Source organism: Mesorhizobium sp. M0040 (assembly GCF_040323505.1).
GTDB lineage: Bacteria > Pseudomonadota > Alphaproteobacteria > Rhizobiales > Rhizobiaceae > Mesorhizobium.
Genome location: NZ_JAMYVA010000013.1, coordinates 41010 through 62676 on the forward strand (window position 1 = coordinate 41010; position 21667 = coordinate 62676).

Annotated in this window: 24 protein-coding genes, 1 tRNA gene and 4 pseudogenes; 14 read left to right on the forward strand and 15 right to left on the reverse strand. The window is 58.6% G+C overall.

The genetic code is table 11. The features are described 5' to 3' along the window. The first annotated feature begins 64 nt into the window (after positions 1-64). The 4 genes and pseudogenes from NKJ91_RS14050 to NKJ91_RS14065 all read left to right on the forward strand — a co-directional run bounded on the left by NKJ91_RS14050 (position 65) and on the right by NKJ91_RS14065 (position 4867). Positions 65-408: pseudogene (locus NKJ91_RS14050) on the forward strand (VOC family protein). Between the two features lie 114 nt (positions 409-522). Continuing rightward, positions 523-597 (forward strand) — tRNA-Gln (locus NKJ91_RS14055). A 638-nt stretch (positions 598-1235) separates the two neighbouring features. Further along, positions 1236-3425, forward strand: a complete 2190-nt coding sequence (locus NKJ91_RS14060) for a calcium-binding protein (protein WP_352456055.1) — start codon at positions 1236-1238, stop codon at positions 3423-3425. Positions 3426-3979: 554 nt separating this feature from the next. Then, positions 3980-4867, forward strand: coding sequence for a LysR family transcriptional regulator (locus NKJ91_RS14065; protein WP_352456056.1), 888 nt, complete (start codon positions 3980-3982; stop codon positions 4865-4867). A gap of 31 nt (positions 4868-4898) precedes the next feature. On the opposite strand, the gene NKJ91_RS14070 is transcribed toward NKJ91_RS14065, so the two are convergent. Both NKJ91_RS14070 and NKJ91_RS14075 read right to left on the reverse strand, forming a co-directional pair. Continuing rightward, positions 4899-5123, reverse strand: coding sequence for a DUF2274 domain-containing protein (locus tag NKJ91_RS14070; protein ID WP_352456057.1), 225 nt, complete (start codon positions 5121-5123; stop codon positions 4899-4901). Further along, positions 5089-5796, reverse strand: a complete 708-nt coding sequence (locus tag NKJ91_RS14075; protein ID WP_352456058.1) for a hypothetical protein — start codon at positions 5794-5796, stop codon at positions 5089-5091. The genes NKJ91_RS14070 and NKJ91_RS14075 overlap by 35 nt, the downstream gene beginning before the upstream one ends. Positions 5797-5942: 146 nt before the next feature. On the opposite strand from NKJ91_RS14075, the gene NKJ91_RS14080 reads away from it, so the two are divergent. Both NKJ91_RS14080 and NKJ91_RS33810 read left to right on the forward strand, forming a co-directional pair. Next, positions 5943-6107 carry a hypothetical protein gene (locus tag NKJ91_RS14080; protein ID WP_023678731.1) on the forward strand — a complete coding sequence of 55 codons (165 nt, stop codon included), beginning with the start codon at positions 5943-5945 and terminating at the stop codon, positions 6105-6107. Between the two features lie 86 nt (positions 6108-6193). Continuing rightward, positions 6194-6363: pseudogene (locus NKJ91_RS33810) on the forward strand (transposase); the annotation flags it as partial. Positions 6364-6458: 95 nt separating this feature from the next. On the opposite strand, the gene NKJ91_RS14085 reads toward NKJ91_RS33810, so the two are convergent. From NKJ91_RS14085 to NKJ91_RS14095, 3 genes are read right to left on the reverse strand one after another with little or no spacing between them, the layout of a single operon-like run. Next, the gene (locus NKJ91_RS14085; RefSeq protein ID WP_352456059.1) at positions 6459-6863 is read right to left on the reverse strand and encodes a hypothetical protein; all 405 of its coding nucleotides are present in this window, start codon (positions 6861-6863) and stop codon (positions 6459-6461) included. Between the two features lie 37 nt (positions 6864-6900). After that, complete coding sequence (locus NKJ91_RS14090; protein ID WP_352456060.1) at positions 6901-7311, reverse strand: hypothetical protein; 411 nt, start codon at positions 7309-7311, stop codon at positions 6901-6903. A gap of 60 nt (positions 7312-7371) precedes the next feature. After that, positions 7372-8304: a glycoside hydrolase family 19 protein gene (locus tag NKJ91_RS14095; protein WP_352456061.1), complete on the reverse strand. Its 933-nt coding sequence runs from the start codon at positions 8302-8304 to the stop codon at positions 7372-7374. On the opposite strand from NKJ91_RS14095, the gene NKJ91_RS14100 reads away from it, so the two are divergent. After that, the gene (locus tag NKJ91_RS14100) at positions 8303-9145 is read left to right on the forward strand and encodes a class I SAM-dependent methyltransferase (protein ID WP_352456062.1); all 843 of its coding nucleotides are present in this window, start codon (positions 8303-8305) and stop codon (positions 9143-9145) included. The genes NKJ91_RS14095 and NKJ91_RS14100 overlap by 2 nt on opposite strands. Before the next feature lie 22 nt (positions 9146-9167). Here NKJ91_RS14100 and NKJ91_RS14105 read toward each other — a convergent pair whose 3' ends face one another. Next, the gene (locus NKJ91_RS14105) at positions 9168-9500 is read right to left on the reverse strand and encodes an N-acetylmuramidase domain-containing protein (protein ID WP_352456063.1); all 333 of its coding nucleotides are present in this window, start codon (positions 9498-9500) and stop codon (positions 9168-9170) included. 114 nt (positions 9501-9614) lie between these two features. Here NKJ91_RS14105 and NKJ91_RS14110 point away from each other — a divergent pair, with 114 nt between their 5' ends. Continuing rightward, entirely contained in the window at positions 9615-10076 is a 462-nt protein-coding gene (locus tag NKJ91_RS14110) for a hypothetical protein (RefSeq protein ID WP_352456064.1), read from the forward strand. Positions 10077-10717: 641 nt separating this feature from the next. Beyond that, positions 10718-11359: a GDSL-type esterase/lipase family protein gene (locus NKJ91_RS14115; protein ID WP_352456065.1), complete on the forward strand. Its 642-nt coding sequence runs from the start codon at positions 10718-10720 to the stop codon at positions 11357-11359. Between the two features lie 12 nt (positions 11360-11371). Here NKJ91_RS14115 and NKJ91_RS33815 read toward each other — a convergent pair whose 3' ends face one another. Next, entirely contained in the window at positions 11372-11713 is a 342-nt protein-coding gene (locus NKJ91_RS33815) for a hypothetical protein (protein WP_502903585.1), read from the reverse strand. Positions 11714-11897: 184 nt separating this feature from the next. Here NKJ91_RS33815 and NKJ91_RS14125 point away from each other — a divergent pair, with 184 nt between their 5' ends. Next, entirely contained in the window at positions 11898-12332 is a 435-nt protein-coding gene (locus NKJ91_RS14125) for a hypothetical protein (protein ID WP_352456066.1), read from the forward strand. A gap of 359 nt (positions 12333-12691) precedes the next feature. On the opposite strand, the gene NKJ91_RS14130 is transcribed toward NKJ91_RS14125, so the two are convergent. From NKJ91_RS14130 to NKJ91_RS14140, 3 genes are all read right to left on the reverse strand, one after another. Beyond that, on the reverse strand, positions 12692-13168 hold the full coding sequence (locus tag NKJ91_RS14130; RefSeq protein ID WP_352456067.1) for an SGNH/GDSL hydrolase family protein: 477 nt from the start codon (positions 13166-13168) through the stop codon (positions 12692-12694). Positions 13169-13362: 194 nt separating this feature from the next. Then, complete coding sequence (locus tag NKJ91_RS14135) at positions 13363-13488, reverse strand: hypothetical protein (RefSeq protein WP_352456158.1); 126 nt, start codon at positions 13486-13488, stop codon at positions 13363-13365. 53 nt (positions 13489-13541) lie between these two features. Beyond that, a complete protein-coding gene (locus NKJ91_RS14140; protein WP_502903586.1) occupies positions 13542-13736 on the reverse strand; it encodes a glycosyl hydrolase 108 family protein in 195 nt (64 codons plus the stop codon). Between the two features lie 353 nt (positions 13737-14089). Between NKJ91_RS14140 and NKJ91_RS14145 the strand changes: the two genes are divergently transcribed. Beyond that, positions 14090-14836, forward strand: a complete 747-nt coding sequence (locus NKJ91_RS14145) for a hypothetical protein (protein ID WP_352456068.1) — start codon at positions 14090-14092, stop codon at positions 14834-14836. A gap of 208 nt (positions 14837-15044) precedes the next feature. On the opposite strand, the gene NKJ91_RS14150 is transcribed toward NKJ91_RS14145, so the two are convergent. Beyond that, positions 15045-15632 (reverse strand): acyltransferase, encoded by a 588-nt coding sequence (locus NKJ91_RS14150; protein ID WP_352456069.1) that lies wholly within the window; start codon positions 15630-15632, stop codon positions 15045-15047. A 42-nt stretch (positions 15633-15674) separates the two neighbouring features. Then, positions 15675-15848 (reverse strand): hypothetical protein, encoded by a 174-nt coding sequence (locus tag NKJ91_RS14155; protein ID WP_352456070.1) that lies wholly within the window; start codon positions 15846-15848, stop codon positions 15675-15677. A 502-nt stretch (positions 15849-16350) separates the two neighbouring features. On the opposite strand from NKJ91_RS14155, the gene NKJ91_RS14160 reads away from it, so the two are divergent. Beyond that, the gene (locus tag NKJ91_RS14160; protein WP_352456071.1) at positions 16351-17238 is read left to right on the forward strand and encodes a LysR family transcriptional regulator; all 888 of its coding nucleotides are present in this window, start codon (positions 16351-16353) and stop codon (positions 17236-17238) included. A 21-nt stretch (positions 17239-17259) separates the two neighbouring features. Here the strand turns inward: NKJ91_RS14160 and NKJ91_RS14165 are convergent. Beyond that, a pseudogene (locus NKJ91_RS14165) lies at positions 17260-17486 on the reverse strand (DUF2274 domain-containing protein). Beyond that, the gene (locus NKJ91_RS14170) at positions 17452-18159 is read right to left on the reverse strand and encodes a hypothetical protein (protein ID WP_352456072.1); all 708 of its coding nucleotides are present in this window, start codon (positions 18157-18159) and stop codon (positions 17452-17454) included. The pseudogene NKJ91_RS14165 and the gene NKJ91_RS14170 overlap by 35 nt, the downstream one beginning before the upstream one ends. A gap of 141 nt (positions 18160-18300) precedes the next feature. On the opposite strand from NKJ91_RS14170, the gene NKJ91_RS14175 reads away from it, so the two are divergent. Further along, complete coding sequence (locus NKJ91_RS14175; RefSeq protein ID WP_352456073.1) at positions 18301-18555, forward strand: helix-turn-helix domain-containing protein; 255 nt, start codon at positions 18301-18303, stop codon at positions 18553-18555. 212 nt (positions 18556-18767) lie between these two features. Here NKJ91_RS14175 and NKJ91_RS14180 read toward each other — a convergent pair. Then, positions 18768-19649 (reverse strand): annotated as a pseudogene (locus NKJ91_RS14180) (TIM barrel protein); the annotation flags it as partial. A gap of 676 nt (positions 19650-20325) precedes the next feature. Here NKJ91_RS14180 and NKJ91_RS14185 point away from each other — a divergent pair. Beyond that, a complete protein-coding gene (locus NKJ91_RS14185; protein ID WP_352456074.1) occupies positions 20326-21513 on the forward strand; it encodes a magnesium transporter in 1188 nt (395 codons plus the stop codon). The last annotated feature ends 154 nt before the right edge of the window (positions 21514-21667 follow it).

Here is a 21667-nt window from a genome sequence, read left to right on the forward strand (position 1 = left end):
CGCCGAAAAGACTTGCTTTTTGGAAAGCTTTTTTGTAGAACATAACGAGAACAAAAGTAGAGCGATGAAAATGACCGGAAAGCTCGATTATCTGGAAATGCGGCGACGGGCGGAACGCTGGACAGCGTGAAGGCTTTGTACAGCGCGGCCTTCTCATGGTCGTTCACCGATTACGGGCCGACCTATTCAGCTTTTGCCGAAGGGCTGGACGGCGGTTTTCAGGCGGATGGCCAAGATGCGCCGGCCAAGCCGCTGCCCGTGCTCTATTCCGAAATGCTGGAGGAAACATTAAGCGCCGTCGAGAATGCCGGCGGCACCGTCGTCAAGCCGATCTTTTCATTCCCCGGCGGCAGGCGGTTCCATTTCGTCGATCCGGCCGGCAACGAAATGGCGGTATGGGGTGAATAGATCCGTTCAAAGTGGCGATTGCAAAACTGGTGGATCGGTCGCGCATAGTCGGCATTGAGCTTTCTCCCGGCTCGTCCTATAAGGCCGCGCGCACAGCGGGCAGGCTCCGGCTGTTGGGGCGTCGCCAAGTGGTAAGGCATCGGTTTTTGGTACCGACATTCCCAGGTTCGAATCCTGGCGCCCCAGCCAGTTCTCCAATTCTGACGATCTCCCGAGTCGTAATCTCAGTTGCAGACACCTGGGTCGCGGACTGGTATCTGCGGTATCTGTCCACAACAAATTGGTATCTCCGGCAGAGAGCGCGATGCGGCTGGCATCTTAGTTTAATGTCGGCTCAATTGGCCGGCAGTCAAATGCATCTTGTGGAGAAAGCAGTTTTTCTGCCACGGCTTGGCAGTTAGATCTTATAGTTTGAGACTTTTTATAATCCAAAACATTGGATTTTTTGTCGCTTTTCTTCAGATAAGTCAGCGCTTCCAACGCCTCTCTAGTAGCAACCGGCCAATCATTAAACTAATTTTAATAAAATTCAATTTCTTTTTTAAACGCCAGCGATCATATTATCTTTGCTGTCAGCAACACGTAGAATTTATTAGAAATATCAATAAGCATCTCTCGGAAAACAACGTGGGGCATCTCTGAAGTTAAATTTGCTTTTGTCGCACAATGTCGAATATCCTCAAGTATATTTTTCGCCGCAACGTGAGAACCCTGCCACCGATCAACCATTCTATCAGGGCGTGCAGGTATGTGATTTGGCGCTAATATACACCTTCTAGTAGGCAGGCATCCGCGGGGCGCTATCGAATTAAAATGAGGGATTATGGATGGCGACTCTCCATTACACGTCGGGCGGATCCGGCACGGACATTGCAAAAGCCGGATTCAATCTGGCTAGCGTGCAATATGTTGACCAGGTCAACGAGCTGCCAGAGGGCATGAAAGGCTTGGTCTACCTCGACGAGGCCAACGGAGTAACCCAATCCTTTATCGACAAGGTTACTCCTTTCCTCGGCAATCCGAACGTATTTGGGTTCTTCCTGGTTGACGAGCCGGATCCCACCGGCCAATGGGGTACCTACGCCTCTGCCGCAAATCTGAAGGCAGAATCCGACTGGATCCATGAGCATTTTCCAGGCGCCAAGACCTACATCACAATGATGAGCTTGGGGACGTCGGCGAATCCGGATTTTAGGGGCACGTACAATCCCGCCAATACGGGTATCGATTACTACGGCATAGATGTCTATCCCGTCCGCACGGATGGCCCGGTCGACTACAACATGATCGATAAATTCGTCGCCGCCGCTCAGGCATCGGGCATCCCGACGAGCCAGATCGTTCCGGGCTACCAGGCGTTTGGAGGTGGCGAGTATAACACCGACATGGGTGGCAAATATGTGGTGCCCACCGCCGCCCAGATGGAAGCCATGATGGAGCACTGGGCCAAGCTGGTTCCGTCACCCGCCTTCGACTACGCATACGCTTGGGGTTCGCAGCGAGGCGACACCGCGCTTGAGAGCTCCCCGGAACTGCAGGCCGTTTTCCGGGAGCACAATCTCGCAACGACCGGGACCGCCCCGCCTCCCGTCGACACAAGCGACACCTTGTATGGCACCAGCGGCGACGATGTGTTTCACGGGGCCGGCGGCCACACGATGATCGGCTATGGCGGCAATGACACCTATTATGTCGATGACGTCCTCGATAAGGAGATTGAGGCGGTGGGCGGCGGTACCGACAAAGCACTTGCCTCCGTAAGTCATGCTCTTGCGGCCGGCTCCGAGATCGAGCTTCTCGCCACCAACAATGCATCAGGCACGGCGGCAATCAACCTCACCGGCAATGAGTTCGCCCAGACCATCCAGGGCAATGCCGGCGCGAACGTCATCAACGGCCTCGGCGGCACCGACACCATGACCGGCTATGGCGGCAACGACACCTATTATGTCGACAATGCTGCCGACAAAGTGGTCGAGGCTGCTGGCGGCGGCTCCGACAAGGTGCTCGCCTCGGTGAGCTATGTCCTTTCGGCCGGCTCGCAGGTCGAGCTTCTTGCGACCACGAACCCCTCCGGTACGGCCGCAATCAATCTCGTCGGCAACGAGTTCACGCAGACCATCCAGGGCAATGCCGGTGCCAATGTCATCAACGGCGGACGCGGCGCGGACACCATGATCGGTTATGGCGGCAACGACACCTATTATGTCGACAATGCTGGCGACAAAACGATCGAGGCGGTAGGCGGCGGCACCGACAAGGTGATCACTTCGGTGAGCCATGCGCTTACCGCCGGCTCGCACATCGAGCTTCTCGCCACCAGCAACTCGTCCGGCACGGCGCCGATCCACCTCAACGGCAACGAGTTCGCCCAGACCATCCAGGGCAATGCCGGTAGCAATGTCTTCAACGGCCTCGGTGGTGCCGATACGATGGTCGGCTATGGGGGCAACGACGGCTACTATGTCGACAATGTCGGCGACAGAGTGATCGAAGCGGTAGGCGGCGGTCGCGACAACATAGCCACCACGGTGAGCTATGCGCTTGCGGCCGGCTCGGAGGTCGAGCTTCTCGCCACGAGGTATCCGTCCGGTACGTCTGCAATTAACCTGACCGGCAACGCCTTTGCCCAGACCATCCAAGGCAATGCCGGCGCGAACATCATCAACGGTGGCGGCGGTGCCGACATCTTGACCGGTAACGGGGGCAATGATGCATTCGTGTTCAACAGCGCTCTTGGAGCCGGCAATATCGACAGGATCACCGACTTCAACAAGCTCCAAGACAAGATCCAACTCGACGACGCGGTTTTTGCCGGCCTAAAGCTGGGTGGCCTTTCATCCGATGCTTTCTTTGCTGGCACGGCCGCGCATGACAGCTCCGACCATATCATCTACAACAGCTCAACCGGGGCGCTCTCTTTCGACAGCGACGGGATCGGTGGCGCAGCTCAAATACAATTCGCCACCCTCTCTCCAGGTCTGTCGCTTGCAGCAGGTTCGTTCCTTGTGATCTGAACGACCCGGAACGGCGGACCTTCAATTCGAGCCGGTCCGCCGCTCCGTCTTTGTTCAAGCACCGGATTTCCGAGATAGATGTTTTGGCCGGTGTTGTCCCTGGAGCTAGCGGGCGAGCCCCTCCATTAGATGAGCGAGAAAACGGAGTCGTCTCTTTCGAGTGAGTGTCCTTCGGGATCATCGCTGCGAGCGCCCTACCATCGCTGATCGGCTCGTGCGAGCCCTTCCCTGCCAGCGGACCCACCGTACCGACGCAGCATGAATGACGGCGAGGCGCCGTGGCCGACCATGAGGGCCACTCGAGTTTAAAGGTTCCCTCAGGTCAAGGCGGCGCAAACCGCACACACATTCGAGCTCGTCTACTCCGATGCGCATTCGGGGATCGCTTCCGGTGATCGCGAGAGATTGCTGCACGCCACCTGACGTCCGTTGTTTCTTTCATGAGAGGCGTCGGTGGCCCTCATCTGAGTCAATACTGAGATTTGGTGATAGCCCGCCGCGGCCAAAAGCGCTCAAACGTGTGCGATTTGTCGCCACCTAGACGTCGAGCAGAGATGCGGAACTCCATTCAACTAGCGACTCTCAATTATGCGCTTGTGGTCGCAGAAGAGGGCAGCTTTCTGCGCGCGGCGCGGCGCGCCGGTATCGATCACACTGCGCTCAGCCGGCGCATACGCGATCTCGAATACGCGATGGGAACGAGGATATTTCATCGTCATGCCCGCGGGGTTGGCCCAACCCCAGCCGGCGAGCGTTTCCTCGATCGTCTGCGCTCCGTGCTGCTCGAACTGGACAATACTCTCACGCTGGCCAGGACCGGCATTAAAGATGAACAACAAAGGCTTTCCATCGGCTCCAACGGACTCATCCTCGCCGGGCGAGCGCTGGATGCGATTATCGAGTTCGGGAAATGTCATCCAAATGTGACCGTCAGCTTGATAGAGGGGCCTCACACCGAGCCCAGGGCTGCTCTGGGCGGCACCGAGGTCGACGTCACCGTGACCTCCTCCTCCCGATCCATTGGCGGCGCATTCGAATTGAAATTGTGGAAGGATACTCTAGCCGTTGTTCTCGCTCCGAATCATCCTCTCGTAAGCCGTCCCGTAATCGAGTGGTCGGAATTGGGCCAAGAGACGCTGCTCGTGCGTAGGGGCGAAGCATTTCGGCTCGCCGACGCTGTTGGAAATGGCGTGCAGCTTCCTGCAATCGTCGAACATCACGTTAGTGCGGGCATCCTGCTGCGCCTTGTCGGAAACGGTCTAGGAGTCGCTCTGATCCACCACAGAGATGCTAACAGCCTTCCTGACGGCGCCGTCTGCCGCAAGCTGCGGATCGGGAGCAAGCCAATCCAGATCTGCAATTTTGCCCGTTGGCGCCCGGACAACGCCAATCCTGCCCTGCCGATCTTCATCGCGTTTCTGCGTGATCGGTATTCCTCCTGATGGCCCTCCAACAGGCATAAACCCCGAACACTCATCCGGCTTCAGGCTTCCTCGGGTTCTGGCAAAGGCTCTGTCTTGTCATGGACCGGGTCAGCATCGGCGCTATCAGCTTTGCCGGATCGGCGACTATCTGTCCGGTCTCGCGGCCCAGCAATTCAGCATAGGCGACGAGATGGCGATGAATGGTGCCGGGCAGTTCGACCGTGATCTTGACCGGACGGTCATCGGGAATGACGGAGAGTTTCAGTTTGGTCATGACGGATCCTTCGGCGCCGCACCCGGTCAGCACCAAAGCGTTCGGCGATGCGCACCAGATCGCAGAGCGCTGTGCGGATTTGCGGCCAAGGAAACTCGGAGCATTCCTCCCACGCTTCGCCCTCGCGCAATACGGCATCGAGCTTGCCCGCCACACCGGCCAGAGTCGTAGCGGGGGTGGTTGAGAAAGCTTGCAGCAGATCTTGCATTTTCTCGCTAGCCTCGCGCTCGGCCCTGAAGGCGGCGGTGTAGCCGGTTTGCTCCGCAGCCGCATCCCAGCGTGCCTGATGCGCCGCGAAATCAGCTTCGGCCTTTTCGCGGAGAGCCGCCATATCCGGCGCTTTGCCGAGCACTTCATTGAGCATCTCGATCGAATGGACCGTCACCTGCTCACCCTCGGTCAGGCGGACGGTCACACAGGGAAAGCCGACGCTCTCGACAAGCCTTGTCTCCAAGCGCTGCTGCCTCCGGCAAAGCCGCTCGGTCTGTTTGTGGACTCTCTCCCATTCCCGCCAAAGCGCCAGTGCAGGATCAGAACGCACATTCGTGCTTCCGGCGCCGCTTGCGGGCGCGTTGCCTTGGAGCGTCCACGCGGTGGTGGCCACGACTGTTCCCTCAAGTACTCGCCTGCGGGTGACGTAAGGCAGAGTCGTGGTATTGTCGGAATCAGCCATGATCCGAGCTCCAATCAGCTTGGGTTGTGGTCAGGCTGACTGGAGTGTTGGCGCACTCTGGCCAGCCGGCGCACGTGCGATGCAAGTGCGATGCACGTGCATACCTATACGCCTTTTGAAACTGAATATCAAGCCGCAGAGCGAAAATGACAAAAAAGCCGTTCACCACCCGCCTTGATCCGCCGGTGTTGGCCTTGGCGCAACAGCTTGCAGACGCGGAGCGGCGTTCTATCACCTCGGTGATAGAACTCGCATTGATCGAGTACGCGGAACGGCGCGGGATCAAGATAAGTGCGAAGGAAAGGGAATAGTCAGAAGGGAGATGGCGGACGCCGCCAAGGTACCGGGTTGGCGAGCACGTATGCGATCACATGGAGCAGAAATCAGCCTGCGGCCCGGGGCCGACAGCCATTATTGCAGTCCGCAGGTCATCGACTGGTGCCGCGCCAACGATATCGACTTCATCTCGGCCTGGCGCTCACCACGACCTTGCGCAAGCATGTCGGGGATCTGGAGACCAGCACGACGGCCCGCTTCGAAGCGTCGGCGAAGACGGGCAACATCCGACCGTTGTTGATCGTGACCAGGACCGGGCCAAGCCAGATGCGCATGCTGCCGGCCATCCTTACTTCGTGCAGGCCGGCGCGCGCTGGCACGTCCGGTTATTGCCGGCCAACCTGATTGGCAAATGGCCGGCCGTTCTTGATGATAAAGTCGCGTGTCGCGGGTGCTGGTGTCAGCAGCGAGAAGCCGGCGCCCTCAGTCGCAGCGGTCTTCGTTTGGCACCCAGCGACCGCCGAGCTCACCGCACAGATGAGCAGCATCCAGATCGGTGATTTCCGCATGTCGTGGTTCCTCTGTTCGATTAGCGCCATCGCCCGGGCGCGCGCCTCGTTCTCGACGTCGATGCGCGCTCGGGCGCGAACGCGATCGACGCGCCCGTCGGTGATCATGGCGAGGTATTGGCCGGCGAACGGGATGTAGCGCAGCGGGCCGATCGGCAGGCCCTCGTAGCCGGTGATGATGACGGCCGCGACGACCAGCGGTAGGCCGATGCGGGACGTCAAAGCGTCCCACGCCAGCTTGGCTGTGCGAGCGCGCCCATCAGCAATCCCTCAGAACGCCGTGATGCAGGAAGCCGTGAAAGCCAGTTGTGGCGATCGAACCGGCGCCTGCAGCGCAGGTATTCCCGTCCTTGTCGACGTGAATGGTTTCGCCGCCGATGCCGTGTCGCACCCAACAGCGATGTTCCTTGTCGTCCGGCATTGTGCAGTCCGATGCCCGGCCATCGATAAACCACGTATGATGACCATGCAGACGGCAGCAGATCGCAAGTCCATCCGGTCCCTTCGGATACCCATCGCCTTCCGCAATCCACAATGCGCCAATTGGGAGATCTCGGCTGATGACCTCATCGTCGGTCTCCAAGTTGCGCATGATCGGGGACGCGACGCCTTCTTTGAACTCCGAATAACCACCGGTGTATTCCCACCAGGTGCAGCGATATTCGGCCATCAGAGCGATCCTTGGGCGTTGATGGTCTCGACCTTCGCTGCCTGGGCGCTCTTCATGCGGTCACGGCGGATGATGAGAAACGCGGCGAAGGCGGCGACAACCAATCAGCGTGATGGCGACGATCGGCGCGGCCCCGCTCAGGAACGTGCCTACGCCGGTTGCCACAGGCGCCGCGGCAGGGATCAGGACTTCAGGCGACTGCCATGCCGGCTTCTCCAGTTCCTTCACAAGCACCGCCACCGGCTCCACAGTGGTCACCGGCGCCGCCTTGACCTCGGGCGCCCGCGCGGGCTTTGCCGTCAGCTTGACCAGGCGGGCATGCAGGGCGGCGCGCGTCTGCGGGCCGGGATCGCCGTCGACCTTGCCTTTGTAGTCGCCAGTCTTCTGCGCGTTGCTCTGGAACCGCTCATATCCGGTCGGGCCATAATCCAGCATGACGAGTGCGGCACGATCGTAATATTCGAGGCGATCGGCATAGCCGTTCAGGCCGCCGTTCACCTTCTTGGTTATCATCTCGGCGTTGTTCTGGTCGGCATAGGCGTTGAGCGATTTGCCGGTCGGGTTGCCGATGTCCCAATACCAGATCGCGGATGCACCTTCCCACGGATCGGTGTTGACCAGATCCGGATGCGCCACGAAGTCGGGGGCGGACGGGTCGAGCTTGCGTGCCCATTTGGTGAAGGCGGTATAGTTCCTTCGGCCGGTGAGTTGCATCGGCCCACGACCCTTGAACCTCTTGCCGTCGCCCTTGACCGTATTGCCGAGATCCTTTCGGCCCTCGTATGCCGCACCCGACGCTATCTCCTGGTCATATTTGAACGACCCGCTCTCATGCATGATCTGCGACAGAAAGTGAGCCAGCCGATGCGGCTGATCGAGGCCGGTAGCGGCCCCAAAACGATCCAGCGCGACCAATACCGAATTCATGTTCGCGGCATTCGGCGTGCCCTTGCTGATTTGGCGCAGCAGGGCGGCCGTCAAGATAGACGACATGACAGTTCCTTTCCGCCCTTGCGGGCAGGTTGAATGGCGAAAATCGCGGCTACTTGTGATTTCGGTTTTCCTGCTTTACGTCAGGACTGCACTCCCAAGGGAGCGGCGGGTGACAAGGGAGAGATTGAACGTGACGATAGTGGACTTCGCGCGGCGCCGCTTGATGTACGCCCTGTCGGACCTCGGCAAAGGACGTGAATGCATATTTTGCGGCTGGGAGGGAAGTGAGTTCCGGCCACGTCTCAATCCGCGCAAGCCCTCAGCGGATTCATATTGCCCGAAATGTGGAAGCCTGGAGCGTCACCGGCTTGGCTATTTTGCTCTTCGGTCGAAGCTAAAGGACCTCCAAAACACCCTTCATTTCGCCCCCGAGAAGCCAATTGAAAAGTGGCTAAGGAGCATCTCCAATAGATATGTCAGCTGCGACCTTGAACCGGGATTGGCGATGGAGGTTGAGGACATTACAAAACTGTCCTACTCAGACGAGAGCTTCGATTTCATTTGGTGCTCAAACGTCCTGGAGCATGTCCCGGATGACCGTGCGGCGTTCTCTGAATTGCGCCGGGTTTTGACGAAGGACGGTACGTGCGTCGTGGCCGTCCCGATATGGCGCCGAAAGACATACGAGGACCCGACAGTCACAACGCCCGAAGATCGGATTGAAAAGTTCGGCCAGATTGATCACGTAAGGCTGTACGGGTTTGACATAGAGGACCGCTTGAAGGCCGCCGGGTTCAATGTCGAGAGGATCGCTGCCCGCGATTTCGACCCACGCGATGTTGGCCGGTATGGACTGAACCACCTCACAACTGGCGAACTGTTCATCTGCACTCAAGCCTAGATAGGGGAGCGCTAAGTCCCGCTTAGAAGGTCACCACAAGCGCCGCCGCCTCCTCAATCGCCATGGCGGCGACCAGGCGCGGATAGCTGTCCTTCGGATAGGGTTTTGCGCCCCATTTGGCATAGGCGAGCCCGGCCTTCACAGCGGCGGCACGCTTGGCGCCGGACAGGTTGCGATAGAACACATGCGGCTCGAACAGCAGCTTCGGCCGGCCGTAGCGGTCGAAGCCGGATCCTGCCGCCTCGACATCCATGAAGGCGTGGATTTCATCCTCGCCGACGCCAATCGTCGCCCCGATGCGCGGAATGTCGCGATCTGTGATGCGCTTCGCGGCGCCCTTGAACGTGGTGTCCATGGGTTTCCTTTCCGCCCTCACGGGCAGGTTTGTTTGGTTCTGGCATGCGGTTAAGATCGTCGCCAAGAGAAAGGTCCGGCCTCCCAGGCGGCCAGTGAAACGGGAGCAAATTTCATGAGTTCTCGCACTAAGGCGGCGATCAATGAGGCCTTTGGAGAGCAGATCGCGGCGCCTCGTGCCTCCGCAAAGGCCTATGACGAAGGATCAAAGTGGGAAGCCAAAAGGCTTGCGGCATGCGTCCACATCCTCGTCCATGACAAGAACCGGGCAGTATCCATGTTCACTCAGATGGGGATGAAGGAACATCTCGAGTTCGTTAGCTCAGCAGGCGCACTTGTTCCTGGGAACTTTGCGCCCGACTTTCCACTGGCGGTACTGGTCCCTACCCAATCAAGCGCCGAGTACGTACCGCTTTGCACCATGTATTCGAGCTTGGAGTGTAGGGCTTTTTCATTCGCACTCTGGTGGGAGCAGCCGATCCTCCGTGCACAAAACAACGAGATCCTAACTAGAAGAACACTCGTGCTGTCCTTGCGCGACCAAGACGGAGGGGCCCATTTTGATAGCTCCCTTTGATCCAATCTATCGAGGATTTGCTACCGAGCATAAAGGCGGCTTTTTCATCGTCCATGCTAACGATGGACGCAGAGAGGACATGCCTTTTGGCCCGCACTATGCGTCGATGCGGCAGATAGCCTGGGAGATCGACGCGACGTTAGCTCGCGCGACACAAGCTGAGTAGGCCGTAGGCTCTGATCTCCTTGTATGAAGACAAAATGTCGGTCCAGAACGCCGGCCTGCTTCCCATGCGCGAAAGCGCCAAGTTCTCGTTTCCGCCCCTCACCGGCAGGTTGGGATAATTGGATGTGCGGCGCGAATTGACTTGGCCGCAGGGTAAGCGCCTAATGTTGCGCTGCACAAAATGCAGGGTAATCAAATGACGTTGCGGATCAGGCTGCCGGGCGGCACGCTGAAGGTGAAAACGTATCGTGAATTGCGGAGTAGCGAGCGTGATAGGCGCGTGCCGGTGCTGAAGATGGGATCGAGTGTTTCATCTGGTGGTCCGACAAGCAGAAACCCAACAGTGGTCAGCCACTGGACGACATCTCTCGTTCCGGTAACTAGCGTCTCAAATTGCAGCCTCCGGACGTAACCGTCATCTAGCGGCGATCCCCGACATCAGCTAAAGAACGGCTGGGTTAGGGGATTTAAGGCACATGGGGTTCATCAAGGTCAGGGGCATCCTTTCCATATGGAAGGGGCGCGTTATCCCGAGGAATATTGTTCCGTGGTCAGATCACTGGACCGTTCGGACGGCTGCTATCGCGGCGCACTTGCAATGGCTAGGTCCAAACAGCCTTATGCTGGTCGGGGACTCGCTCTTGGAACTTGTTCCACCGCACCTGCTCGAAGGTCTCAAAGTAGTAAACGCTGGCTTTGGCGGTGCGACGGCGGCCAACGTCTATGCTTCCATTGCATCCTCCGTCGTGTTGTCGGCTCTGAAAGCAAACCCACCGGCAAAGGCTGTGATTCAGGTCGGAACGAACGACAGCAAGACAGGGGCCGACCCGGTTGCGGTCGCCGAAAAGACCATGGCGATTTGTTCTCTGCTTCGGAGCATCGGCACCGAAGCCATCGTGTTCGCGATCCCGCCAATCGAAGAGAAGAAAACCGCCTTCAGATCGGCGTCTGTGGCCGCCGCGATCAATGATGCGACACGCGTGGCGTGTCTCGGAAGCGGCGTTCCTTTTGTAGACCCGTACATCGCAATTCGCGGCTCGAACGACGTGACCGAGGATGGCATCCACTTGGCCCGCGGCGCGACCCTAGCGCTCGTCGACGCCATTCGAGCGGCTTAGGATTTCTTATGATCAAAAAAGTCCCGACAATCCCTTCGGGCAATAGCCACCGTCCTGGTTGTAATAACTCACAATGTAAGCGCCGCATCTCTGGACAAGTATTTCGGGCCAGGAATGCTCACAACGTTTTTCACGAGTGGCGGCGGAGAAGTCGATTTTTTCTTCATGATGAGCGGCTTCATCATGGTCGTGACGGCGACAAATTCCGCGACTGGCGCCCCGAGATATACACCGCTGGAATTTCTGTTCAGGCGAGCGGTTCGCTTGCTGCCAATGCTCTATCTTGCCGTGGCGTTTTTCAATGATAATTTCCGGCGCCCAGCCTGATCCTTGGGGATCGCTTCGTACGCTCATAATATGGCCCGTTGGAGAGGTAACCCCATCAGTAGCTTGGACGATCCGATATGAGGTCGTTTTCTACGCTGTTTTTGCCCTGTGCTTCCTAATCCGCCCGCAGTTCTGGTGGTTTCTTCTGCTTTGGGCGGCATTGCCGTTGGCGCGGTACGTCCTAACCGGGCCATCGGGAGAGACACATAGCTTGGCGTCCTTCATTATGAGCCCGTTCAACATCGAGTTCGGCATTGGGGTTCTGCTCGCGTTGTCAATTCGCAAGTGGAAGCCAAACTTCACTTTCTCAGGCCAGATACTCAGTCTGATCCTTCTGTCTTTGGCGATACGCGCGTTTGTTGTGCATTTTGGCCTGGAGATCAGGACCTTGACGATGGTCCTTTCAATAGCACCGTTGCTAGTGGTCACCATGTTGGTTGCGGTTGGAACAAGGACGACGCCCGAAAGTCGCGTTGGCCTGGCCCTCGGCGACGCATCCTATTCGATCTCTCTTCCATCAGCCATGCATGCCCGCCACTCTTTTGATCCTGGCCAAGACCACGCCTTGGCTGCCATCGAGTGTGGCCGCGATGATCAGTTCGCTGGTCGGGATCGCAGTCGGTTACCTCGCGCATATTGTTGTTGAGAAGAGAATTCAGCGCTACTTTGAGCCGGTCAAAACGCAACCGAAGCTCCAGCCCAATCCGGCCCATCCCTAGACGCTCACCAGCGGCGCGATAGCGGCTGCCCACTCCGCAGAACCGGTGTCGTTCGGGTGGATACCATCGGCAATAGAGCCTGTGCCGTTAGTGGTCAGCGTCAGGCCGTCAATATAGAAGATGTTGATAGAAGATGTTGGCGTCGCCGGCCGCTGTCAGCTCATTCACAGCATCAAGTTCCTGCTGCCGGTAATCCGCAATCTTCAGGGTGAGCGCGTCTAAGCCACAAACGGCCTAGTTGAAATCCTCAGCAACGGCTGCATCATCCGAACGTCGCGAGTGGGGGTTAACTCGCCAACCCGAGTTGCTTAAGACGGGAGTATACGATCCCGGCCGCTCGCCAGTTGCCGCCGTAGTTGAGGTGTATTTTGTCTTTGCGGATTTTCTCCGGGAGAATATCGCCGGGATTGCGGCTAGCAACTTGAGCGATCAAAACCGCTCGGATATCAAGAAAATGATCGCCGAACCTGTCAGCCTGCTTCGCATTATAGTCAATGATCTTTTTGTATCCGCTCTCGCCGAAGCGTCGCCCAGGATAGTCACCATTCGCTAGCCCGCTGACGAGCAACTTGGTCGAATCGCCATGCAATGCCGCGATGGCATCGACATCGGCCTCAACTCTTTCTGGATCATCGAAGTTATTGTTTCCGGCCCAGGCCACCAATATGCCGTCTTTTTCAGGACTTTCGCGGTAGCGCGCTAGAATATGATCTGAAGTCTTCCAACCGAAGCCGAGACGCGTTACCTTTTCCCCAACATGCACGAGAGAAAGTGGGGATATACACCAGAGGTGAGGCTATCGCCGAGGCATGTGACTTTAAACGGCGTGCGGATGCCGCGCGCTATACGTGCCACGCGCAGTAAACCGCGCGCCATATCTCGCCTGTTCATTGTATTCCCCCAACCCCAAGGGAATTGTTATCTCACAATTTACGGTTGAGCAAGTCGCGCTCGAGATCAGAATGCCGCGACGATATTCGCCACTTCGGCGGCCGTCACATAGCGACCCGAGAGCAGCAGAACCTTGCGAATATCGCAACCGATCCAGCCGCCCGTTGGGGGCAACGCAGTGGACTTTGCCATAGTCGACGCCGGCCGGCAGCTGATCGCCTTTGACCGCGTCCCAATATTGCCGGTCATAGATGTCGGCGACCTCGTCCATGGTTCTTGACCGAGCGCGGCGCCAGCTTCCTGCCCTTGCGATAGGCGTCATAGACACGCTGGGTGACGCCCTTGTTGGTCGGGCCGCCCGGATCAGCCGTGTGATTGACGTAGCCGCCTTCATGCACCAGCACCCGGGCAAGAGATTCCTTCTCGCGTGAAGCGGTCATAGGAAGTCCTTACCGCCCTCACGGGCAGTTGAATGAAGTGGATCGCTGGGGTGAATTGACTCGCCGGCAGGGCAAGCGCTGCACAATCTGGCGAACAATCAAAGGCGTTGCGGATCAAACTGCCTGGCGGCACGCTGAAGGTGAAGACCTATCGCGAACTACGAGACCGTGAGCGGGACCGGCGCGTGCCTGTGTGGAAGGCCGGGTCAATCTACCTGATTTGGTGGTCGGCTAAGCAGAAGTCGGACGGCGATCAGCCAAGAGCCTAGCCCGCACTCTCCTATCGCTTGCAAAGTGTCGGCGCTTGCCGCAAAAGATTGGTCGCGGGCGGGCGGTTGAGGAGTCATCAACTGATGAATGTCCAATCGCGCGCGCATGCTTTCCTTCGCGCCAGTCCGCTCCGTTACTACTTCCACCTTGCAAAAGCGCGCTTTGGCGCGTCGCCACAGTCGGACGAGAGTTTGATCCTATCGCGGCTCGTGGGCGGTTGTCCGCGAACGTTTCTGGAATTCGGCTTCCATCCGACAGAGTACAATTGCATAGGCCTCAAGGACTTTGATGGATTGCTCGTCGACGGCGATCCACAGACCGTTCGCCTAGCTCGCGCCATCCTTCCCAAGCGCATCGAAGCCCGCCAGAGCTTCATCGATCTCGATAACATCAAGATCCTCGGCACGCATTTCCCCAAGCTCGGAGTGCTTTCCGTCGATGTCGATGGAAACGACTATTGGTTTCTCAAAGAGCTGCTGCCGGTGCTTCCGGCTGTCATCGTCGCCGAATACAACGCTAGCTTTGGTCTCAACCAGATTACAGTCCCCTACGACCCTGCCTTCGATCGAAAAGAGAAACACGAAAGCGGCTGGTATCACGGCGCCTCCATCACCGCGTTAGCGCAACTCTGCAAGGGACACGGCTATAAACTCGTTGCCGTCTCGGCCGCTGGCGGTAATGTGTTCTTCCTACCTCACGGTTCGGAGATGGCCGAATTGGATCCTGACCAAGCCTATCGAGAAAGCGCTCTCCGCAACCGCTGGTCCGGCACGACGGCGAAAGACCAGTGGGAGCGGATCAAACATATGCCTTTTATCGAGGTGCCCTGAGATCAAGACGAAAATGCACACTGGCCCACCCCTTCGCTTCACAATCCACGCGATTGATCACCAGCGGCAAATTTCCATGCCGATCGCTACAAGTGTAGATGAGGCAGAGATGCGCGAGCATTTCAAAGAGATTTGCAGAAAAATGCCGCACATGCATATAGCACTCTACGACGGCGAAGTGCTCATTGATGAGCGGCAGCCAAACGCATCATTTCACTAGGTCGCGGTCGGACCGGACCAAAGCATCGGCCGGGACGTCCGAACGTACGATCGAGCCGGCCGAAATAACCGCCCGATCGCCTATCGTGACACCCTTCATGATCATGGCGCTGTTTCCGATCCACACATCATCCCCAATCGTGATGGGGGCCGAGCGTATGCCGGGGTCGACCCGCGGATGGCCCTCACGGAAGATGGCTTGCATCTGCGCAAACCGTTTCTTCGGATCCATCGGGTGCGAGTTGGTATCGTGGATTGCCACGCCCCACGACACATGCACCCGCTTGCCGATTTTGATCCCGGTCGGGTCGGATGACCAGATGGTCGAGCCTGGCCCGGCATAAAACCAATCACCGATGACGATCCGACCCTCATGGGCGAAAATCTGAAGATGTCCATTGATCATACTATCAGAGCCGATCACCGCCCTCGATCTGTCCCCGTGAATGTTGAAGATGCCCCCTTCGGCGCCAAACTTCGTGCGCGCGCCGAGAATAGCCTGTTCCCTGGCTGCCGCAGTGGCAATCCAAGACCAAAAGCGGCGTCGAAGAGAGAGGATGGCGGAGAAGATGCGCATGAGCGAACATCTGCCACACCCGACCGCTGCGGTCCAGAACGATCAGGTTCCGAAGAACCCCGCGCGCGACAGCGAACGGAAATCCTCTTGAGCGCAGTTGGCATAACGCGCGCCGCCGGTCGCGTTGATGTGTAGATTGTCTGACATGTAGAGGGTTCCGGTGAAATAGCCGATGCCCGATCTTCCCGCTATGTCGATGCAGGGATAGCCGGTCAAGTTCTGTCTTGAGCGAACCTTCGAGGTGTTGAGCCCAGGAGGCGTCATGATCCTGGACGATTACAATGACTACGGGGGATGCCGGACGGCGACCGATGAATTCCTTGCCGGCCGCGCTGACTGCCGTCTGACACGAATCCTCCCTCATGCCGTATCCGGCGATTATAGGTCGCATCCTGGTTTTGCGCAGTTCACCAAGCAGAAGTCGACCCGCGCCGAGCCTAGGCATGTCAGACGCCTGGCGAACCCGACGGGTGCCGCAGACTCGCCCTTGCCCGGACTAAGAGCCTGCGGAAGCGTACCGAGAGTGCACTTCGCCATGGCTGCTCAGGAACCCCGGCCAAGGAGCAGTGGAAGCGGATCAAGCACCTGCCGTTGTGACTGTGATCTAAAAGGAACGGGTTGGACAGCTCATCTGGTGTCAATACTGAGATTTGGGTATAGCCGCAGTCGTCAAAGACGCTCAAACGTCTTGCGAACGTAGCTACTTACCTGAGCAGAGATGCGGAGCTCCATTCAACTCGCGACACTTAATTATGCGCTTGTGGTCGCCGAGGAGGGCAGCTTTCTGCGCGCGGCGCGGCGCGCCGGTATCGATCACTCCGCGCTCAGCCGGCGCATACGCGATCTCGAATACGCGATGGGAACGAGGATATTTCATCGTCATGCCCGCGGGGTTGGCCCAACCCCAGCCGGCGAGCGTTTCCTCGATCGTCTGCGCTCCGTGCTGCTCGAACTGGACAATACTCTCACGCTGGCCAGGACCGGCATTAAAGATGAACAACAAAGGCTTTCCATCGGCTCCAACGGACTCATCCTCGCCGGGCGAGCGCTGGATGCGATTATCGAGTTCGGGAAATGTCATCCAAATGTGACCGTCAGCTTGATAGAGGGGCCTCACACCGAGCCCAGGGCTGCTCTGGGCGGCACCGAGGTCGACGTCACCGTGACCTCCTCCTCCCGATCCATTGGCGGCGCATTCGAATTGAAATTGTGGAAGGATACTCTAGCCGTTGTTCTCGCTCCGAATCATCCTCTCGTAAGCCGTCCCGTAATCGAGTGGTCGGAATTGGGCCAAGAGACGCTGCTCGTGCGTAGGGGCGAAGCATTTCGGCTCGCCGACGCTGTTGGAAATGGCGTGCAGCTTCCTGCAATCGTCGAACATCACGTCAGTGCGGGCATCCTTCTGCGCCTCGTCGGAAACGGTCTGGGAGTCGCTCTGATCCACGACGGAGATGCCAACGGTGTTCCTGAAGGTGCCGTCTGCCGCAAGCTGCGGATCGGGGGCAAGCCAATCCAGATCTGCAATTTTGCCCGTTGGCGCCCGGACAACGCCAATCCTGCCCTGCCGATCTTCATCGCGTTCCTGCGCGATCGGTATTCGTCCTGACGGCCGCAATGACCCGAATAGTCATCCCGCCTTCAGGGTTCGTCGGGCTCTAGCAAAGGCTCTGTCCGTTGCCATGAACCGGGTCAGCATCGGCGCTATGAGCTTGCCGGATCGGCGACTATCTGTCCGGTCTCGCGGCCGAGCAATTCAGCATAGGCGACGAGATCGCGATGAACGGCGCCGGGCAGTTCGACCGTGATCTTGACCGGACGGTCATCGGGAATGGCGGAGAGTTTCAGCTTGGTCATGACCGATCCTTTGGCGCCGCACCCGGTCAGCACCAAAGCTTTCGGCGATGCGCACCAGGTCGCTGAGCGCTGAACGGATTTGCGGCCAAGGAAATTCGGAGCATTCCTCCCATGCCTCGCCCTCGCGCAATACGGCATCGAGCTTGCCTGCCACACCGGCGACAGTGGTGGCGGGAGTCGCTGAAAACGCTTGCAGCAGATCTTGCATTTTCTCGCCAGCCTCGCGCTCGGCCCTGAAGGCGGCGGTGTAGCCAGTTTTCTCCGCAGCCGCATCCCAGCGTGCCTGATGCGCCGCGAAATCAGCTTCGGCCTTATTGCGGAGAGTCGCCTTATCTGGCGCTTTGCCGAGCACTTGATCGAGCATCTCGATCGAATGGACCGTCACCTGCTCACCCTCGGCCAGGCGAACGGTCACACAGGGAAAGCCGATGCTCTCGACAAGCATTGTCTCCAGGCGCTGCTGCCTGCGGCAAAGCCGCTCGGTCTGTTTGTGGACTGTCTCCCATTCCCGCCAAAGCACCAGTGCAGGATCAGAACGCACATTCGTGCTTCCGGCGCCGCTTGCGGACGCGTTGCCTTCGAGCGTCCACGCGGTGGTGGCCACGACTGTTCCCGCAAGCACTCGCCTGCGGGTGACGTAAGGCAGAGTCGTGGTATTGTCGGAATCAGCCATGATCCGAGCTCCAATCAGCTTGGGTTGCGGTCAGGCCGGGCGGGATGGTGCAAACATCCTGTTCGGCCGCGAATTTGCCGCACGTATAACCGGGACAATTTGACAAGTTACCGGTGAAAAGTCAACCCAAGAGACAAACGTTTGACCTATAGTAAAATTTCTGCCGCGCAGTGTCGGGGCGCTCGCGCGATGCTGGGGATAAGTCAGCGCGAGCTGGCGGACGCGGCCAAGGTATCACGGCCTACGGTGGTCGATTTCGAGCGAGGCGCCCGGGTTCCGCATCCGAACAATATGGCAGCGATTCGCCAAGCGTTGGAGGTTGCCGGTATCGAATTCATCCCAGAAAACAGCGGCGGACCCGGCGTACGACTGGTACGCCATCTCGAAAGTAAATGACCTCACGGCAGCGAGCAAACCGAAATGCGGGGGCATCCCGCGACTGTATCGTGCCGCCAGCCGCACTCTTGTTACAACCTCATCGAAAACAGGACCGACAAGACTCGTGCGGTCGATCTTACCAATGCGGAACGGCTCGCTGCCAACGAGTTCGGCGGCTCTGGCCGACATTGGCACCACAGTCGCGGATTCTCGACCTTACTCCGCCGCTCCGCGCTCAGCGCATTGTTCAAGGCGATGAGATTTTTTGCCCCGGCCAGGCATCCGGGCTGCTCATTGCAATAGCGGGGTCCGATTTCCATAATGAGGGCGATCCCCGGCAAGAAGGCCAGCTCAATGGAGATGTCATCCTATTCGATATCGCCCCAGCCGAGAGGCACGTGCAGGTCGCCTATACCCAGAGCTGCACCCTGCGGGAGGTAGGTTCTGTGGAAGCCCTGCGGGCAACCCGAAGGAGTCATGGACATGCAGGTGCCCTGCCACCGGCGCCATGGTCCGCAGCTGCTCGCGGAAGTTCAGGCCGCGATGGGTGGATTCAATATAGGCGTGGCTGAAATCAATGAAAGCCACCAGATTGGGATGACCGACCGCCTTTACTGTCTGCGCTGCCTCGGCCGGGGATCTGCCAGCACTGACCCGGGTCCATGGCGAAGAGGTTCTCGATGGCGATGCGCACGTCATAGGGCTTGCGGAATTCGGCGAGCTCGAAACAACGCTTCGCGTTTGCGTTCCTCGAAACCGGGACCATCGAGAAGCTGGTCGGCGCGACAATGCCCGCTATGCTGGACAAGCACCCGCGCATCGATCCGATCGGACAGTTCGACCAAGGCTTTGCCGGCATCAATCTGATAGCGCCAGACCGCCGGGTCCATGAGGTTCGATGGGACAGCGCCGTGAACCATATTGCGGAAATCGAATTGGCTGGTCAGTTCGATAAACCTCTCGGCTCTCTCGGGGACGACGCGGCCACCCGCTATGAGATCGAGGGTCGTCAGGGTCAGTTCGACGGCTTCGACGCCCATATCGGCAAAGCTGCGAAAGTCCGCTTCAAGGCCAGAGACTGAGTTAAAACCTGTGGCGATAGTGCTGCTCATATGGCATCCCCCGATGGCGGGCCAGGAATGCCAGACCAGTCCGGATAGCTGATCAGGTGAGATGGTAATTACCGAACCGATGCCACTCTCGAAACAAGTTTTCGTTCGCCCCCCAGGTATAATCCGTAGGCCGGCCTACATTAACTCGGATCGGAGCGCGACGACCTCGAGTCTCACAAAGCAGACTGCCTGCTCCCGGACCTGCAAGCTCTCAACAGCACCTCTCGTTCCTGACAGACTTCAAACAGAGAATCCCTTTATCAGGCTAAACTATTACGGTTTCACGCAGATCACCTTGTACATCCTGGCGAATTCATCAGCGTCCAGAGCTGGAGGAACTGGCAAGATGCGCGGCATGAGGCAAATCAATTCGACCGTCGGAGGCCCTGCCGTTGCAGAGTTTTCGGGTTTGAGTTTCATTGCTGCGGCGTGCTCGTAGATCCCAGGAAAAGACCGGTGAAGTTCGCAACACGTTGAATTCTCGGCGACACGCAGAGGTTACAGCCCGCCTTTATGTACGCCGCAACGGCTCAGATCTGTCTGGGTTCGGTCCACTCGGCGCCCGAGAGGCGAAGATTTCGGGATCGAGGCGCTTGGGCCACTGGGCGCCAGACAGAGCGATCCGATCCGTGTCATACTGTCAGGCAAGACACTAGCAATTTGGGGGCGGCGGCAGATGAAAGAAGAGAACGACGTTCAGAAGCTGGTGCGCACGCTGCGTGCTCGAGCACCTGATGACGCGGCTGAATTGCTTGCCCGAGAGTCTCCCGAGTTCATCCGGGACACACTAAAATTGTTGCCGGATGGGCACGCCCGCAAGGTGGCGGAGCATTTGCCAGCGCATATGAGGCCTATCAAGCCTGATACCGGTGGCAAGGATTTCGTGATCCCCGATTCGCTCATCGAACTGATGGACCCGATTCCCGCCAGCGTTCCTGTCGCGACGACGGTAGCCGCCGCAGTGGAGGCGGTCAGACGCGCCCAGGTGCCGACCGAGCTCACTTATCTGTACGTCAGGGACGAGGGCGATAAATTGGTTGGCCTGGTGGTCCTGCGCGATCTGATGCTGAGCGAACCGGACGCGATGGTCGATCAGATCATGCTGCCAAAGCCGTTCGCCCTTAACATCGGTCTCTCTTTGAGCGACGCCTGCAAGGCGGCGGTACGCCGTCACTACCCTGTCTATCCCGTGGTGGACGCGGACAACCGGCTGCTCGGGCAGGTTCGCGGCTGGCGGCTGTTCGAGCAGCAAATCATCGAGATTTCTGCCCAGTCTGGCCAGATGGTGGGCGTCCAGAAGGAGGAGCGTTCTTTTACGCCGCTGTTTTCAGCCTTTTTGAAGCGTCATCCGTGGCTGCAGCTGAACCTGCTGACGGCCTTCATGGCCGCTTTCGTGGTCAGTTCGTTCACAGGCACGATCGAGAAGATCGTCGCCCTGGCGGCATTTCTACCGGTCTTGGCCGGGCAGAGCGGAAACACCGGCTGCCAGGCATTGGCTATGACGCTGCGTGGCCTTGCCCTGGGGGATGTGGACAAACGACCGAAGCTGCACCTGGTGATGCGGGAGGGCGCGCTCGGGATTGCCAACGGCGTGCTCGTCGGCCTTGTTGCGGCTGCGGCGATGTGGTTCTACGCCTCGCGGCAACCGGAATCGGCGGCCCAGGCGCCCATGCTGGCACTTGTGATCCTGCTCGCCATGTCCGGATCGTGCCTCATGTCCGGAATCTCCGGCGTGCTGATCCCGCTGGGCCTGCGCCGGGTCGGCGCCGATCCGGCGGTCGCTTCGGCGATCTTCCTCACCACCGTGACCGATATTGTAGGCATGGGCCTGATGCTGGGGCTGGCCACCATGCTCGTGCTGTAGCAGGGCGCATTCGCCGCCGCGTCCCCGGGGGAGACGGGGCGATGAGCTGACCTCGTTGCGTTCAACGAAATAGCAAGAGCCGTGCCGCATCGCGCACGCGTCGTGAGAAGCACCTCCCGGCAGCTCTCCGACCGCTTGCGCAACGCGACGGAAG